The sequence below is a fragment of the Halomonas sp. genome (genome assembly GCF_052095695.1).
In the GTDB taxonomy this organism is placed as follows: Bacteria; Pseudomonadota; Gammaproteobacteria; order Pseudomonadales; family Halomonadaceae; genus Vreelandella.
The window spans coordinates 15,188-32,321 of record NZ_JBQDLQ010000042.1; the positions used below are offsets into that span (position 1 = coordinate 15,188).

The 17,134-nt window shown below is 53.8% G+C and carries 15 protein-coding genes; 13 read left to right on the forward strand and 2 right to left on the reverse strand.

The annotated features are described in order from the left end of the window. Positions 1-2 precede the first annotated feature (2 nt). Entirely contained in the window at positions 3-341 is a 339-nt protein-coding gene (locus tag ACTH5D_RS10185; protein ID WP_441670840.1) for a helix-turn-helix domain-containing protein, read from the reverse strand. A 152-nt stretch (positions 342-493) separates the two neighbouring features. Here ACTH5D_RS10185 and ACTH5D_RS10190 point away from each other — a divergent pair, with 152 nt between their 5' ends. The 11 genes from ACTH5D_RS10190 to ACTH5D_RS10240 all read left to right on the forward strand — a co-directional run bounded on the left by ACTH5D_RS10190 (position 494) and on the right by ACTH5D_RS10240 (position 11,756). After that, positions 494-1,198, forward strand: coding sequence for an XRE family transcriptional regulator (locus ACTH5D_RS10190; RefSeq protein ID WP_441670842.1), 705 nt, complete (start codon positions 494-496; stop codon positions 1,196-1,198). 791 nt (positions 1,199-1,989) lie between these two features. After that, entirely contained in the window at positions 1,990-3,168 is a 1,179-nt protein-coding gene (locus ACTH5D_RS10195) for a transporter substrate-binding domain-containing protein (RefSeq protein ID WP_441670844.1), read from the forward strand. After that, positions 3,165-3,815 carry an ANTAR domain-containing response regulator gene (locus ACTH5D_RS10200; RefSeq protein ID WP_441670846.1) on the forward strand — a complete coding sequence of 217 codons (651 nt, stop codon included), beginning with the start codon at positions 3,165-3,167 and terminating at the stop codon, positions 3,813-3,815. Before ACTH5D_RS10195 ends, ACTH5D_RS10200 begins: the two co-directional genes overlap by 4 nt. 148 nt (positions 3,816-3,963) lie before the next feature. Further along, complete coding sequence (locus ACTH5D_RS10205; protein ID WP_096278031.1) at positions 3,964-5,199, forward strand: urea ABC transporter substrate-binding protein; 1,236 nt, start codon at positions 3,964-3,966, stop codon at positions 5,197-5,199. A 104-nt stretch (positions 5,200-5,303) separates the two neighbouring features. Beyond that, positions 5,304-6,176, forward strand: coding sequence for an ABC transporter permease subunit (locus tag ACTH5D_RS10210; protein WP_096278033.1), 873 nt, complete (start codon positions 5,304-5,306; stop codon positions 6,174-6,176). Then, on the forward strand, positions 6,177-7,280 hold the full coding sequence (locus tag ACTH5D_RS10215; protein ID WP_441670849.1) for an ABC transporter permease subunit: 1,104 nt from the start codon (positions 6,177-6,179) through the stop codon (positions 7,278-7,280). Continuing rightward, complete coding sequence (locus tag ACTH5D_RS10220; RefSeq protein WP_096278034.1) at positions 7,277-7,999, forward strand: ABC transporter ATP-binding protein; 723 nt, start codon at positions 7,277-7,279, stop codon at positions 7,997-7,999. The genes ACTH5D_RS10215 and ACTH5D_RS10220 overlap by 4 nt, the downstream gene beginning before the upstream one ends. Then, positions 7,986-8,705 (forward strand): urea ABC transporter ATP-binding subunit UrtE, encoded by a 720-nt coding sequence (gene urtE, locus ACTH5D_RS10225; protein ID WP_441670851.1) that lies wholly within the window; start codon positions 7,986-7,988, stop codon positions 8,703-8,705. Before ACTH5D_RS10220 ends, urtE begins: the two co-directional genes overlap by 14 nt. A 99-nt stretch (positions 8,706-8,804) precedes the next feature. Beyond that, the gene (locus ACTH5D_RS10230; RefSeq protein ID WP_441670853.1) at positions 8,805-9,803 is read left to right on the forward strand and encodes an acetamidase/formamidase family protein; all 999 of its coding nucleotides are present in this window, start codon (positions 8,805-8,807) and stop codon (positions 9,801-9,803) included. A gap of 17 nt (positions 9,804-9,820) precedes the next feature. Then, complete coding sequence (locus ACTH5D_RS10235; RefSeq protein ID WP_441670855.1) at positions 9,821-11,518, forward strand: nitrilase-related carbon-nitrogen hydrolase; 1,698 nt, start codon at positions 9,821-9,823, stop codon at positions 11,516-11,518. Positions 11,519-11,579: 61 nt separating this feature from the next. Beyond that, on the forward strand, positions 11,580-11,756 hold the full coding sequence (locus tag ACTH5D_RS10240; protein WP_441670857.1) for a hypothetical protein: 177 nt from the start codon (positions 11,580-11,582) through the stop codon (positions 11,754-11,756). Between the two features lie 195 nt (positions 11,757-11,951). Here the strand turns inward: ACTH5D_RS10240 and ACTH5D_RS10245 are convergent, their stop codons facing one another. Beyond that, entirely contained in the window at positions 11,952-12,107 is a 156-nt protein-coding gene (locus ACTH5D_RS10245) for a hypothetical protein (RefSeq protein ID WP_441670859.1), read from the reverse strand. 238 nt (positions 12,108-12,345) lie between these two features. Here ACTH5D_RS10245 and ACTH5D_RS10250 point away from each other — a divergent pair, with 238 nt between their 5' ends. Next, positions 12,346-15,351 (forward strand): salicylate synthase, encoded by a 3,006-nt coding sequence (locus ACTH5D_RS10250; protein WP_441670861.1) that lies wholly within the window; start codon positions 12,346-12,348, stop codon positions 15,349-15,351. Continuing rightward, the coding region (locus tag ACTH5D_RS10255) for a condensation domain-containing protein (protein ID WP_441670863.1) at positions 15,348-17,134 on the forward strand (1,787 nt) is incomplete at its 3' end. The genes ACTH5D_RS10250 and ACTH5D_RS10255, both read left to right, overlap by 4 nt.

Below are 17,134 nucleotides of genomic sequence, written 5' to 3' on the forward strand. Positions count from 1 at the left end.
GGCTAGGCTCCCTGCGCCATTTGACGATGCGTTCTAACGTTAGAGCAGCTATCATGCATACTTGATATTGATGCGCTCTTTTCAGCTCGATTAGGCCGTTCACGGCATGGCGTGCCGTTTGGGTTCCAGCGCTCTGGCCAAATAGCTTGTGGCGTAAAACCAAGCTTTTTGGCGATAGCGCGTTCCATGCGTGGGTAGGGTGTGTACTTCACCAACTGCACCGCATTGCCAGTGACGCCAAGTTCGTCGCTAAGCTTGCGCAAGCTGCAACCCTGGCTGCGGAGTTGGTACTTCAACCACTCCCAGCGCTGGGAAGGATTGATAGGAATTTCGTGGTTCATGGCGTCACCTCGGTGGCGTTTTTTGGGGTGTCTAACCTGTCTTACCCCATAAACATAGCGCGGATAAAAATGTATATCAAGCGGATAAATGAGCATCCGTTTCTTTTTATTGCGCAATTCGCTCTTATTTTTGTGCATGAGGTTGTAAAACAGTGGGTTACGAAGAAAGGGATGCTGGCCAACTCAATGATATCGAGCATCCGATTCCTACTGTGGGAATCGGACGCTTCCCCACACGGCTTAAAGACGCTTTAGGGACTGAAAGTGCACGCGTATTTTCGCGCCGATGCGGTTTGTCTGAAGGTGCGATACGCAGTTATATGAGCGGAGACACTTATCCAACCCTGGATCGCCTAGCGCTTATTGCTAATGCGCTTGGTAAGGACATGCAATGGCTTGCATTTGGTGAGGAAAAGGCTGATTCAATAGATGTAAAGGGCATGGACGATTACGCTTTCGTGCCGCTGTATGACGCGCAGTGCAGTGCGGGCGATGGGGCCTGGAACGAGAACTGTCGCGTGCTCACGCACATCAGCTTTACGCGCTACTCACTACGCAAGCAGGGGCTTACGCCGGATCACCTTTCAGCGATCCGTATAGATGGCGATAGCATGGAGCCGGTGTTACATAGCGGTGACACTGTGTTAATTGATCACACACGCACCACGATTGAGGGTGAAGGTATCTATATACTGCGTCTGGATGGACATCTCTATGCCAAGCGGTTGCAGCGCCAGTTCAATGGCATTTCGATCATCAGCGCGAATACGGTCTATGACAAAGTGCTGGTGCCCCAGGATCAACTGCACGAGCTAGAGATCATTGGGCGTGCTGTGTGGGCTGCTGGATGGTTGTGAGGCAGTGCCAAATATCCTACAAAAAAAGCCGCTCCACGTAGGAACGGCCTCTTTTTCAATTTGCGCGTCTTTGGCACTGATGGTGTCTATTTCGCTGGCGCTGTATAATGGCGTTGTGTGCGTAACCTTCTGAATCTACGGCTCTAAATTTTGCCTCTCATCCCAGCTTATCCCTTTTTGTTGTTTATAGTCCCACATTAGGCCGTTGTGCCATATCTCCTGCTAACCCACAAAGACCCATTCTGCCTGCTTTTTTCGTTGCTGCAAACCGTTTCTAAGTAGTCAAAATCACCTGATAAGTCGGTGGCTTTCAGTAAATTCTACAAGCCCTTCACCCTTTGTCTGTTAGGGCGGTTTTTTAGGATTACAGAGTAAGTTGTGCTCTTACGATCTCGCCGACAACTGATTTTTCTGGCTCCCTGGTTTGCATGGTTGTGCAAGCATGGAAAGCCTGAACGCACCTTTTTACAGCATAAATTCTTTTGCATGTATCAAAAAGAGGCGCCACACCTACACTAAACGTGTTTCAAAGCCGCTATTGTGGATTTTTGTGTAATTGGCACGCTTGTTGCTTTAAATTATTTGCATTTGTTTAGTGGTTATGGCCTTCGACTTAAGAATAGCGTCAATGAGTTGACAAAGTCGATTAGGGGTCACAATCTAAGTTTTAGTATTTGACATATTGTGCGTCGGCATACACCGAAAGGGCACAGAGCAATAGGGCTCCCATCGTTACCGTCAGGTAGCGCTGTGAGCCCTTTTTTTATGTCTGGAAATAGGACGGTGAGTCAATGAACAGTCGTATCCCGGTTGGCATACTCTTCTCTACTCAAGGGCCATACGCCACTGTTGGCCGGTCAATGCGCGATGGGGCGATGCTGGCGCTTGAAGAGGTCAACCAGGGCACACGATTCCCCTTTGAACTTGTACCTATAGAATGCGATCCGGCCGGTGACACCGCTGCCTACAGCAATCACGTGCGGAGTTTGCTACGCCATGAGGGCGTAAAGCACGTGATTGGTTGCTATACGTCTTCAAGCCGCAAAGAAGTCATACCGATTTTTGAAAAATACGATGGCTTGCTGTGGTATCCGTCTCACTACGAAGGTTTTGAGACCAATAATAACGTTATTTATACAGGCGCCGTTCAGAACCAGCATGTTTTGCCGCTGATGGACCATGTGCTTGAGCATATCACTCGCGATGTTTACTTCGTGGGCTCTAACTATGTCTGGGCCTGGGAAAATGGCCGAATTATCAGAGAGCTGACCAAGGCGCATGGCGGGAAGATGATCGCTGAGCGTTACCTGCAGGTCGGTGACCTGGATGTGGCGCGTATCATCGAAGAGATTCACGAAAAGCGGCCTGCCTTCATTATGAACATGCTGATCGGGGAGTCTAGCTATGCGTTCTACCGCGCGTTGGCCAAGGCGCGCGATGAGAACGCCGCCCTTCAAAAAACGGTGGTAGGCAGCTGCACGCTTTGCGAACCCGAACTTGCTCAAATTGGTCCGCAGGCGTGTGCTGGGCATCTAGCATCCAGCGTTTACTTCTCCACTATCGAGACAGAAGTTAACACGCAGTTTGTCGCTAGCTACCGCCAACGCTACGGACATGATGCCTTGCCTAGTGCAGATGCAGAGGCGTCCTACAACACCGTTCACTTACTTGCCCTTGCCTTGGCTGGCGCCGATTCCGTTGATATCGACCGGGTGAAAAAAGCGCTGCATGGAACGTCCTTCCAAGCACCTCAGGGAAAGATCTATGTCGATCCTGAGAGCAATCACAGTTATTTGACCGTCCGGTTAGGAATCTCCCGCGAAGATGCGACGTTTAAGGTGATCTCCGAAGCAAACGCCCCCGTTCGCCCGGATCCTTATCTCGTTTGGGCTGAAGCATGTGGTGAAAGCTCTGCTCACACGGAAACGCCCATTGCTCAAAACAATATTGGCTTGAGGATCGTGCGATGACGCTTACCACACGACGCAATTTCAGGGGCCATCGTGCATTGATTGTGTGTGCCGCTGAAAGAGATCGAGAGGTGCTGACTCAGTTCCTTGTGGAGCTTGGCGTCACTCCAGTTGTTCATGAAAACCAGGATGAGGCTGTGTCTGGTAGGCCGTTTGATCTGGTGTTTTTCGACGATGAGTTGGGACGCCAGTTTAGCGACATCACGCACATGATAGATCGCGTGCAGGGGCCGGCGATTGCACTTATCGGTTCAGATGCACCGAGCTCGGTTAATTGGTTCATCGAGCGCCAAGTGTCTGGCTATCTCACCAAACCGCTACGTAAGGGCGGCATTCTCGCGAGCCTTATTATTGCTTACCAAACATTTAATCAGTGCTATGAGACGGAGCAAAAACTCCACCGTTTGGAGCAGCAGGTTCGTGCCCGCCAAGTCGTATGCACGGCGGCGATCAAGCTCATTGAAGATATGGGAATTTCGGTCAATGACGCCTTTGCACTGTTGCGTTCGGCGAGCATGAGTCGACGCCTGTCCCTTGAGGATTTCGCTGCAATGATCGTCTCGGGTGAGATCGCAGTGGTGGTACTAAAGGAAGAGGCTGATGCCATTCATCGTCTTAGGGAATCCCGGTTAAACCATTATTCGTAGCACGTTTATTGAGGTTAATCGAAGCGGTATAGGTAGACAGGCTTCAAGAGCAAAAGGTCGTCTCTCATTTTATGGAGAGGTGATTAGGGAGTTGTGTTGCTGCCGGACGGCGAGGAAGTAAAAGTAAAACTACATCAGGGGTATACAAATGAAATACTCAACAATTCAGAGAACGGCAACCTTATCAACGTTGTTAGCGGGCTCGTTAGTGACCAGCGCTTCAGCGAATGATCCTATCCAGATCGGTGTGCTTGAAGATCAGTCTGGCAACTTTGCAGCGGTGACGCAGGCGAAAGTGAATGCTATTGAGTTAGCGGCTGAAGAAATAAATGAGGCGGGCGGTATCGCTGGTCGCGAAGTGGAACTTGTTATTTACGATACTCAGTCTGATGATCGTCGTTACCAAGAGTTGATGCGACGGGTACTCCAGCGTGATCAAGTAGATACCGTCTTCGCGGGTTTTGCTTCGTCATCACGAGAAGCGTATCGACCGATTGTTAACCAATTTGATGGGTTGGCGTTTTATAACAATCAGTATGAAGGCGGCGTGTGTGACGCCAACATGATCGTCACTGGCGCAGTTCCTGAACAGCAGTTCTCGACGCTGATACCTTGGATGATAGAAAAGTACGGACCAAACGTCTATACGATCGCTGCAGACTATAACTTTGGTCAGATTTCGGCGGAATGGGTACGACAGATAGTAGAAGAGGAAGGTGGTGAAATCGTGGGTGAGGAGTTCATCCCTCTGGATGTTTCCCAGTTCTCGCAAACCATCCAAAATATCCAGGGTGAGTCCCCGGACTTCGTCGTCACCCTACTGGTCGGTTCCAATCAGGCGTCTTATTACGAGCAGGCAGCATCTACCGGCCTGGGGCTTCCTATGGCCTCATCGGTAAATGTTGGGCAGGGCTACGAGCATAAGCGCTTTGCGCCGCCAAGCCTTGAAAACATGTTCGTGACGACGAACTTTATTGAAGAAGTCGATACCCCTGAAGCAAATGAGTTCGTTGAGAAGTTCTATGAGCGCTTCCCCGATACGCCCTATGTGAACCAGGAAGCGGCTAACTCGTATATCGCGATGTACCTTTATAAGCAGATGGTTGAGCGTGCTGACGGCTCAACCGATAAAGAAGACCTTCGCGACGTCATTGCGGAGGGAGATGTCTGTTTCGATGGCCCTTCAGGCACCGTCTGCCTAGATCCTAAGAGCCAGCACATGTCTCACAATATCTTTCTGGCGCAAGTGGATGAGAATCACGAGATATCCTTCCCCGAAACTTGGGAAAATATTGAGCCTTACTGGCTGGGTGACAACGGCTGCGACCTGACCCAGAACGACCCAAGCGCTCAGTACACTCTTTCTAACCCTCCAAACGAGTAAATATCACGCATCGTACCGGCAGGGTGATGAGCTTCATCCTGCCTGGTCTGTGAGTTTCCATTAAGCGGGAAATCTCGCGGGTGTTTCCTGCCTAGGAGCTGGATATGGAATATATACATTTAGCGTTTACTGCGTTCTATCAGTTTGGGGATGCGTTTGCCTTCTTGGTGCTATCCGCCATGGGGTTAGCGGTGATTTTCGGGATGATGGGCATCATCAACCTAGCTCACGGCGAATTTATCATGTGCGGTGCCTATGTAACGGTGGCAACGGCACGGCTAGGGATCCCGCTGCCTATCGCGATGCTATGTGGCAGCCTTGCCGCCGGGATACTTGGCATTGTGCTTGAACGCACAATTATTCATCGCCTCTATCACCGTCCGTTGGACTCCATTGTTGCCACATGGGGGATTAGCCTGATCCTTACCCAGGGCACGCTGATCGTACTTGGATCCAGTATGGCGGGTATCAGCACGCCACTCGGCAGTTTTTCGGTGGGCGGCTACAGCTACTCTACCTATCGAATGGTGCTGCTTGGGGTCGCAGTGCTACTGCTTATTGGGCTGTATGTGCTGTTTCATCATACGACATTCGGTATCCACTCACGGGCAACAATTCAAGCACCGCACATGGCGAAAGCCGCGGGAATCGACACCGGGCGTATGTACTCCCTCACCTTTGGTCTCGGCGCAGCCCTGGCGGGCTTAGCCGGAGCGCTTTATGCCCCCACGATCTCCATCGTCCCGACGCTGGGTGCCAACTTCCTGGTTGAAAGCTTCGTGACGGTGGTTGTTGGTGGGGCTGATGTGTTCTTGGGCACGGCGCCAGCGGCAGCCACGCTCGCGGTTATCAAGGCCTTTTTGACTGGGTGGCAAGGGCAGCTTATGGGCCAAGTGGGGTTGTTAATCACTGTCATGGTGGTCATCCGTATTCTCCCACAAGGCCTGTCTGGCTGGTTGCTCAAGGGGCGTACATAAATGGGTATGTTACAACGGGAAGATTTGAAAGCGTCTCGTCCGGACGGTCGAATGACCGGCTGGTTGCGTCTTATCAATGGCCCGCAAACGCTGGGGCGTGGCCCAGTGTTTTGGATTGTCTTTGTCTTAACGATTGGGGCGGCAGTTGTATATCCCGCTTTCGCGGATGCCTGGAGTGTAGGTAATACGGCCTACTTCTTTTGCTGGGTGTTTATGGCACTTGGGTTGTCGCTCATCTGGGGATATGCCGGGTCGCTCAGTTTCGGTCAGACTGCTTTCTTCGGGCTTGCCGGGTACACGTATGGTGTCGTCACTATCAACTTTGGTGCAGCTTACGGTTTGACCATCGTCGGCGTGCTTCTAGGCGTTGGCATGTCCTGTTTGGGGGCGGCTGTACTTGGTTACATTCTTTTTTATGGACGTATTAGCGGCGTATTCCTCGGTATTGTCACGCTGTCGACCACGCTGGTTTTCGCCACCTTCATGGCACAGACGGCTGGGTCCCAGTGGGCGATCGGCGATGCCCGATTGGGTGGCGACAATGGCATGACCGGTATGCCGCCGTTAACAATCCCTTGGGCTGGAGGAGATATCGCGCTGTATTCGGGCGTGCCACTCTATTACCTCCTTTTGGCCATGCTGGTGGTTTGTTATCTGGGCTTACGGGTTCTCGTCAATTCGAGATTCGGCAATGTGCTAGTCGCAATTCGTGAAAATCCGCACCGCGCTGAAATGCTTGGCTACGACATACGCCGCTATCAGTTAATTGTCTTTGTTATTGGCAGCGGTTTAGCGGGTCTATCAGGTGTGCTCTATACCGCTTGGGGACAGTACATCAGCCCATCCAATATGGATTTAGCGGCCGCTGCATTACCCATTATTTGGGTAGCAGTGGGCGGGCGTAAAGACCTCACCGCAACGCTGGTGGGCACCTTGGTAGTGCTTGGCATCTTCCAGAACCTAACTATTTACGGTAGCTACTACGCCTTTGTAATTATGGGGTTGCTGCTGGTCGTCGTGGTGGTCTTTTTGCCGGAAGGGTTGATCCCGGGGCTGGTCAAGTTCTTTGGTCGCTTGCGTAAGCGTAAGGAGGGCATGTCGTGACCATATTGCGAACTGAGAAATTATATAAACATTTCGACGGCGTCAAAGTTGCTCAGGATGTGAACTTCTCAATGGAGCATGGTGAGATCCGATGCCTGATAGGTCCGAATGGCGCTGGAAAGAGCACGTTTTTCAAGCTTGTACTCGGTGAGCATCAACCAAGCTCAGGTGATATCTACTTTTCAGGTCAAAAAATTACCAAGCTTCGTTCCTTCGAGCGCGTGAAGCAGGGAATTGCCGTCAAGTTCCAGGTGCCGGGTATCTTCTCCGAACTCTCCGTTTGGCAAAACATGCAAATAGCAGTTCAAAACCACCTGCATGGTGATTCCATGACAGCGGCTATCGATAAAGCACTCGCCTTTGTAAGGCTTACCGATAAAGCAGGAGAACTTGCTGGAGAACTCTCACACGGGGAACAGCAGTGGCTTGAGATCGGTATGGCGGTGAGCACGGAGCCGCGATTACTACTTCTTGATGAACCGACAGCTGGCATGACACCAGAAGAAACGGCGCGCACGGGCGAGATGATCCAGGAGCTCAATCGCAAAGGTATGTCGATTTTAGCGGTTGAGCACGACATGGAATTTGTGCGCCAGATTGCCCACAAGGTCACTGTACTGAACTTCGGTGAAATCTTTGCGGAAGGCACGATCAACGAGATTGAGGCTAACGAAGAGGTTGCACGTATTTATCTGGGGACAGCCGATGACGACGAATAGTACAAATCTGTTGAGCGTGGAAGGTGTCATTTCTGGCTACGGTACCACCTCAGTACTGCAAGAGGTCAGCTTGAATGTTGGTTGCGGAGAGGTGGTAGCCGTCATCGGCCGAAATGGTGTCGGCAAGACGACATTAATGAAAACGCTGATTGGTCTTATCAAGAATCGACAAGGCATTATCCGTTTTGATGGTAAGGATATTAGCTCGCTCGAATCTCACGAACGTGCGCGTTTGGGCATTGGTTATATCCCGCAAGGGCGTGAGGTCTTCTCACGCATGACCGTCTGGGAAAATCTCAAGGTCGGCGAAATGCTCCAACAGGCTGGCGAGGGTGTTGACTATGAGCGGGTTTATGAGTTTTTCCCCATCTTGAAAGACCGGGCTAATCAACGAGCGGGCACCTTCAGCGGCGGACAGCAGCAACAGCTTGCGATCGGCCGTGCCATGGTGGGCAAGCCGAAGCTTATGCTACTCGACGAACCCTCGGAAGGTATTCAGCCAAACATCGTAAAGGACATTTCACGCAACATTCTCAAGCTCAATCGCGAACTGGGCGTAACCATTCTCCTCGTAGAGCAGAACCTGGACATGATCATGACCATGGCGCAACGCTGCTACGTCATGGATAAGGGGAAAATTACCCATGAGCTTGCGAAGGAGCAACTCCGTGATCGTGACGCCATGCGTCGAATTCTGGCTGTATAAGCAGGATGGGTACCCATCAGCACTATTTAACCATGACTCAAACTCCGGTCTGCAGTTGCTGGAGCGATGACTGAAAAACACCTAAAAAGGAGTAGAACAATGAGTTGGTTTGATCAATCCATCATGGCGCGTCGCGCCGTCGCCAAAGGTAAACCGGGTACTACACACCAGCTAACTGAGGCGGCTCAAGGTCAGTATCACTATACGCTTGGGCCTAACCCCAAGCCTGTGCTGCATATCCAGCCGGGCGATATCGTCAGTGCTGAAACCCATGATGCTTTCGAAGGAAAGTTGCGCTCGGAAAGCGACAAGCCCAGCGAACTGCTTAATCTACCTTATCTGAATCCGCAGAACGGACCGATCTACGTAGAGGGGGCGGAGAAGGGCGATTGCTTGGCGGTTTATATCCGCGATATGAAACCCCGCGGCCCGCAGCCCTGCGGTACGACAGCGCTGATTACCGAATTTGGTGGACTAGTGGCGACCGGTGATACCGCGCTACTCAACGCGCCACTACCGGAGCGGGTAAAAAAGGTGGAGGTTGACGCGGAAACCGGCGTGAAGTGGAGCGATAAAATAACCCTTCCTTATCAGCCTTTTATTGGCACCATTGGGGTGTCACCGGAGATTGAATCGATTAGCTCGCTGGTGCCCGATTATTACGGCGGCAATATGGACTTACCTGATGTAGCACCAGGTGCGGTGATCTATCTGCCGGTACATACCAAAGGTGCCTATCTTTATCTAGGTGACTGCCATGCGGCGCAGGGTGATGGTGAGTTGTGTGGCGTGGCTATCGAGCATCCTACCGTGACCACCGTTCAGGTCGACTTGATTAAAGATTGGACGTTCAAATGGCCGCGTCTGGAAAATGAACAGTTCTATATGACCATTGGTTCAGCGCGTCCCATGGAAGATGCCACCCGGATTGCCTACAGAGAGCTGGTACGCTGGCTAGCGGCAGAGTTTGATTTCGATGAAATAGAGGCTTACATGCTTCTTACCCAGGCAGGACGAGTGCGGCTGGGTAATATGGTGGATCCAAAATATACCTTAGGCGCTTCCATCCTCAAGTCCATCGTTGGGCAAGCACGCTAGCGAGCGGGGAGGACAATATGAAATACCTTGCCGCCACATTGCAGTTTGAGCCTGAAATGTTTGCAAAAGAGCGAAATATTGATGCTCTAAAGCGGTTAGTGGAAGAGGCGGCTGCGTCTGGTGCGCGGCTAATCATAACGCCGGAGATGGGGCTTACCGGCTATTGCTGGTATGACAGAGAGGAGGTTGCACCCTACGTCGAACAAGTGCCTGGACCCTCAACCCAAAGCTTCGCCGCTCTGGCGGCGAAGCTTGACTGCTATATCGTTATCGGGCTGCCAGAAGTTGATGCTGGCAATGGGCTTTACTACAACACGGCTGTTTTAGTTGGCCCTGAGGGCTATTTAGGAAAACATCGTAAAAGCCATCCTTATATCGCCGAGCCAAAGTGGGCGGTTTCAGGCGACACTGGCCATCAAGTGTTCGAGACGTCACTGGGCCGTATCGCGCTGCTCATCTGCATGGACATTCATTTTCTTGAAACTGCACGGTTGGTCGCGCTGCAGGGGGCCGAGGTCATTTGCCATCTGAGTAATTGGCTGGCTGAGAGAGCGCCAGCACCCTATTGGATTAGTCGTGCCAAAGAAAACGGCTGCTATCTTATTGAGAGCAATCGCTGGGGGGTGGAGCGCGGCGTTCAATTCAGTGGCGGTAGCTGCGTGATTGATCCAGATGGACATATCCAGGCTAGCCGCGATGACGGTGATGGCATCGTGCTTGGTGAAATTGATACTGAACGAGTAACGGGGCCGTTGACCAGTGAGCGTCGCCCAGACCTTTATCATGAGCTACTTCATCAAACACACGCTTGGAACCCGCTAGACTTTTTCAGGCTTTATGGCCATCAGCCACTGCCCAATGGAAAAGCAAGCACCATCGCCGTTGCTCAATTTTCCCCATCGAATAATCTCGACGATAACCTTTCCAAATGTACTGATTTGATTGCCCAAGAAGAGGGTGCCGAGCTGATTGTTTTTCCTGAGCTGGCGCTTACCGGGTTAGACACTGGCGGTATCAATCCCATCTCACAGCGTCACAGTGTTTTCGACACACTGCGTCGACTCGCTGAGGAGCGTCAACAGAACTATGTGGTAGGTTTCGCGGAACAGTCGGAGGAACATCTCTATAATGCTGCCGCTCTGGTAGGGGCGCAGGGCGTTATGGCGGTTTATCGTAAAATCCACTTAAGCGAGGCAGACCGTAAATGGGCGACGCCTGGCGATCGCTGGGTAAGCTTCGATCTGCCGCTAGGACGGCTAGGATTATTGATTGGCCATGATGCTGATTTTCCCGAAGCGGGGCGCATTCTGGCGCTGCGGGGGTGCGATGTCATCGCTTGTCCTGCTGCCCTGCCAGGGCCATTTCACTGCGCCCATCCCGGTACTGAGATTCGTCAGCCAGCACCTATTCCCACCGGCCCAGACGATTACCATTGGCACCATTATCGGGTGCGCGGTGGCGAGAACAACTGCTATTTCGCTTTCGCCAACGTGCATATGCCCGACGCTGGATTACCGGGGCTAAGCGGTATATTCGGCCCGGATACGTTTCATTTTCCTCGCCAAGAAGCATTGTTAACCAGCGCCACTGGCTGCGTGCAGCTTGCTATCGACACGAGCAACCTGGATTCGGCTTACCCAAACAGCGCTGTGCGCCGAAAGGACTTAGTGGTGATGCGCCTGCCACACCACTATCCAAAATTGTTGGAGCGATAGCTTGTACTTCCCTCGCTAAATGCCTTTTCAGGCAATCGTCCGTGTATAGGAGTAGTTGACTATGAGTGTGAAGCGACCCGGCATTGATACGTTGGCAGCCATTTCCGATTATTACGGTTTTGACCTTTCCTTTGAAGAACTGGGAGACTTCCAGTCCGCCGTTGCTGGCTCAATGGCCATTTATGATCGCCTGGATGAACTGGCGGCACGCTTAGGTCGTAAGTATCCATCATGCTAGCAGATCGGTGGCCGTTGGCTTCCTGTTTCTCGTGGCGATTGCCTTTTGTGTCGGTAATGCCGCGTCGCTTTAGGTCATGGAGGCCGAAGCGTTCTTCTTCTGTAATCACTCCCTCTTCAATTGCCAGTTTAATCAAACGTTGCCAAGCGGTGTCTAGGCTGGATTTTCGCAGCTCGCTACCGTCGGCTGCGACGATTATTGGGCGGCTTTCTGGGTGCGTGGGTACCCGCGCACGACATTATTCCGACGGCCTTTGCGGCGGTTGGTCCTCACGCCTTCGGCTGTGCTGTTTGCATCACTTAGCGTTATCACTTCGATACCGCGCAACCAGCCGATATAGGTCAACGCCATGACTATCCACAGGTAGGCCGCGCAGGCGCCTTTCTCACCGCGCGTGCGTTGGCCGCGTTACTTTCCGTCTTTGTGTCAAAAAATACCGTTGAGGGTATTTAGCGAACGATCCAGGGTGTTGCTATCCGTGAGAATGCTTATCATTTGCCGATGAAAGGCCTGATGTACAGGATGCTAACTGCATGTGATGGATGCGCCTGTCAGGCCGGAAAATGACATATACAGGAGAGCCGTCGTAATGGCACATAGGGTTCCTCACACCGAGCCGGTTTGGGCAGAATACGAGCGCCTGGCGCATTGGCAACAGTCATCTCTGGGTGAGTCTCTCAAGCATTGGGTTAGTCTTTACGGCCACGCGACTGCACTCGTCGAAGGGGAGCAGCATCTCTCCTATATTGAGCTGGATGCGCGAGTCGAGCAGTTGGCGCGGGCCTTTCAGGCATTGGGCATTGTGAGTGGTGATCGTGTGCTGGTGCAGTTGCCCAATGGTTTGGCCTTCATCGAAACTTGCTTTGCCCTGTTTCGTACGGGGGCGCTGCCGATCCTTGCGATGCCCGCGCAGCGCGAGAAGGATATCGAAGCGTTATGTCAGTTGGCGGAGCCAGTGGCATTCATCACTAAAGACAGCTTTCTTGGTTTTGATCATGCAGAGCTCGCTGCCAAGGTGGCAGAGACCAGTGGCAGTATTCGTCATGTCATCATCGATGGAGTATCCGATAGCGGGAATGAGCTTGATGAGGTTAGGCAGCTGGGGCATGCGGCGGCCGCGACGATCAGTGACACGCCATCTTCACAAGACGTGGCCCTACTGCTGTTATCGGGTGGCACCACTGGCACACCCAAGCTGATCCCTCGGACTCACGCTGATTATCTGTATAATGCCACCGCTTCCGCACATCTCTGCGATCTCGATGCCAGCAGTGTCTATCTGGCGGCCTTGCCGATTGCCCATAATTTCCCCCTGGCTTGTCCCGGCATTATAGGAACCCTGAGCGTTGGCGGGCGTGTTGTTCTGGCGCAGACCCCTAGTCCGGATGAGTGCTTTGAACTGATTGCTCGTGAGCGAGTGACGTTTACGTCGCTGGTGCCACCGCTCGTCCAGCTATGGATAGAAGCAAGAGAGTGGGACGATACGGATCTCTCATCACTGCGATTCCTTCAGGTGGGCGGGGCGCGTTGTGATGCCAACCTCGCCGCAAAGATAACGCCCGCTCTGGGTTGTTCACTACAGCAGGTCTTCGGTATGGCCGAGGGCCTGCTCTGCTATACCCGACTTGATGACCCGTTGGACGAAATTCTGAATACCCAGGGCCGACCGCTTTCGCCCCGCGACGAAGTGCGGCTGGTCAACGAACAGGGCGAGGATGTCGCTGAGGGCGAAGTGGGAGAACTGCTGACGCGTGGCCCTTACACCATCAGGGAATATTTCCGGGCCGCCGCACACAATGTGCAGTCGTTCACACCCGACGGCTTTTATTGCAGTGGAGACCTGGCCCGCTGGTCGGTCGGCGGCAATCTGCAGGTCGAGGGGCGTATCAAGCAGCAGGTCAATCGCGCTGGAGAGAAGATTGCGACTGAAGAAGTCGAGGAGGCTCTATGTCGTCATCCCGAAATAGAGAGTGCAGCACTCGTCGGGGTGGCGGATAGCCGCTTGGGTGAGCGTAGCTGTGCATTCCTGATTGGCTCGAATCACGCGCTTTGCGTCAGTGAACTTCGTACCTTTCTGATGACTCATGGGTTGCCGGCATACAAATGCCCTGATCAGGTCGTTTTTACACGTCACTGGCCACTGACGCCGCTGGGCAAGATCGATAAGCAGAAGCTGGCAGAGCGAGTCATGGAACCATCCTCGTCATCCTCTGGCTTTATCGAGTGCGTACAATCCATCAATAGCGACCCTATGGCGCTGGCGGTGGCGTTTGCTAGGGCATCTGCGGATGAGGACCATGTCATCTACGAGCGCGAGGGCGAGTGGCTGGTTGCCACTGGCCGATTGGCGACGCTCAAGGTCACATCTGATCGGGTTTCGCTTCAGGAGGGTGATGCTGAACGTTTCTGGGAAGGTCGTGACATCTGCCGGTTAATTGCCGTGGCGCTGGGCGAAATAGAGACCGCAGGCTGGCGGGCTTATGGCTCGGCGTCATTCGAACTCGCGGATAGCTTTCATGGTGTACCAGGGAGTAGTGGGAATGTGTTGCTTGAGCTGTTTGTTCCACGCCTGGAAATTCGGCTAAGAGCCGGTGAAGCCACATTGCGAACGACGGACGAGCACCTGCTGACCGCGTTGGCGGCACAAACTGCGACATTGGACCAGGCGGGGGGGGATATCTTCCGGCCTTCGGAAAATCATTTGATCGGTATGGCGGGCTTGATCGCTAACCATGATGCTGAGGCGTATCGACTTCAGGTGGCGGAAGCGGTGAGTGATATCCGTGCTGGGCGCTATGAAAAGGTCATTCTCTCTCGTCAGGTGCCGGTGCCCGAGCCTGTTGACCTGTTTGCGACCTATCTTCATGGTCGGCGGCAGAACACACCGGCTCGCTCATTCTTGGTGCGTTGCTCGGGGTTGAATATGTTGGGTTTTAGCCCGGAGACCGTCGTCGAGGTCGATGCCAACGGTGGCGTCAACACGCAACCGTTGGCGGGTACCCGGTCCATGGGCTCCAGCAGTGACGAGCGCAAGCGGCTGCGGCATGAACTGGAAACTGACGTCAAGGAGATCGCCGAGCATGCTGTCTCGGTCAGGTTGGCGGTCGACGAACTCAGGCCGCATTGCCTACCCGAAACGGTGCACGTCTCCGAGTTCATGCATGTCCGGGAACGAGGGTCCGTACAGCACCTGGCCTCGCGGGTGAAAGGAAGCCTGTCTGAGGGCCGGACGGCTTGGCATGCTTTTGAGGCGCTGTTTCCGGCTGTTACGGCTTCCGGTATCCCTAAGCGCGAAGCGCTGCAGGCCATCCGCCGCTACGAGCAACAACCCCGTGGCCCCTACAGTGGCTGTGTGCTGATGGCCGATTGTGACGGGTCGCTAGATGCTGCTCTGGTCCTGCGCTCTCTGTTCCAGCGAAAGGGTAAAACCTGGCTGCAGGCCGGTGCAGGCATCGTGGCTCAATCCACGCCCGAACGCGAGCTGGAAGAAACGCGAGAAAAACTCAGCTCGCTGGCGCACTGCCTGATCGCTGATGTCGCCGGTACGCATGCCAAACCGCATCCCGCTCTTATCGTTGACGGGGACATCCAATGAGCCGTTTTTCCTGCACCGATGGTATATCGCTGACTGGTCAAGATGAACTGCTGACAGCCGTCCGTGAGGTGACGACCCTGCCAGACAGGGTCGCCGGCGATGACAATCTCATCGCATTGGGGCTGGACTCCCTGGCGGTCATGCGACTCGCGAGCCGTTGGCGTAAGCAGGGCGCCAACGTCAGTTTTGCCAGCTTGATTGAGCGCCCCACATTGGCTGCCTGGTGGGCGCAGCTGGACCCAGCACAGCCCGGTCACGATGCCGTAGACCCTGTGGCAACCGATGAAGTGCTCCCAGATATTGACCCCACTCTGGCGTTTGGTCTCACCGACGTTCAACACGCCTATTGGATTGGGAGGCAAGGCGGGCAGCCGCTCGGAGGTGTGGGTTGCCATGCCTATCTTGAATTTGATGGCACGGGGTTGAGCGCGGAAAGGCTGGTGTTGGCGTGGAAGGTGTTACGCCGACATCACGGAATGTTGCGTGCACGATTCACCGAAGATGGTGAGCAGCGGATCAGTACCGAGAACATAGATCCCGTCGTGGTATCGCATGATCTGAGAGGGCTTAACCCGACGCAACTCAATCAGGCGTTGGCGGCTATTCGGGCACGGCTTTCACACCGACGGCTGGATGTCTCCCAGGGTGAAGTCATGGGCCTGGAGCTCAGCCTTATGGATGAGCAGCGCACACGCCTGCACGTCGATATCGACTTGTTGGTGGCTGATGTTCAGAGTCTGCATATCATCCTGCGGGATCTGGCCACGGCGTATGCCGGTGGCCGCGAGATGGCTGCGTTACCCGCCGCCAGCGATTGGCACTTTGCCCGCTATCTGGCACGAGAGCGACAGGCGAAGCAATTTGATCGCGCCCGTGATCGCGAATACTGGTCCAGACAGCTCCCTGATATGCCAGGCGCCCCAGGGCTGCCATTGACCGCGGGCGCAGGCCAAACAACGACACCTCCCACATTTCGGCGTCGCGAGCATGTTCTGGCACCCGAGGCCTGGTTTGCGCTGAAGCGAAGAGCAGCCCTAAGTTATGTGACCCCGGCAAATCTCCTGCTATCAGCTTACGCAGAGGTGCTGTCGCGATGGAGCGTCCAGCCACGTTTTCTGATCAATGTTCCCCTGTTCGACCGGCAGGCCGAGGACTCGGGCATCGAGCATGTCGTTGCTGATTTCACCAATCTGCTTCTGCTCTCCTGCGACTTCACCGAGCCACTATCCTTCGAGCACCGCCTACAACAGATTCAAGCGCGCCTTCACGCCGATATGGCTCACGCCAGCTACTCCGGCGTGGAAGTGCAGCGTGATCTGGGACGCCATCATCGCAATGAAGGGGTCATCGCGCCGGTCGTCTTTGCCTGTAACCTGGGCACGCCACTTGTGGATGCGCCGACAAAGGCGGTGTTGGGCGAGCTCCATCACATGATCTCTCAAACGCCACAGGTCTGGCTCGATCACCAGGTCTACGATCACGAGGGTGGTTTATTATTGGTCTGGGATGCCGTCGAGGATCTATTCCCGACGTCGCTGCTTGACGACATGTTTTCGACATATATTCATCTCATCGAGTGGCTTGCCGCCAACCCGGGAGAATGGGGCGACAAGCCACGCGCTGTTTTGCCATTGCCACAGGCCAGTATTCGCGCGCAAGCCAATGCGACCGCTTGTGCGTTGCCGCCACGTCTGTTGCAGACCCCGATTCTGGCGCAGGGCACTGCGTATCCCGAGCGCGTGGCACTGATTGCCGGCGAGCAGACACTCACCTTCGGTGAGCT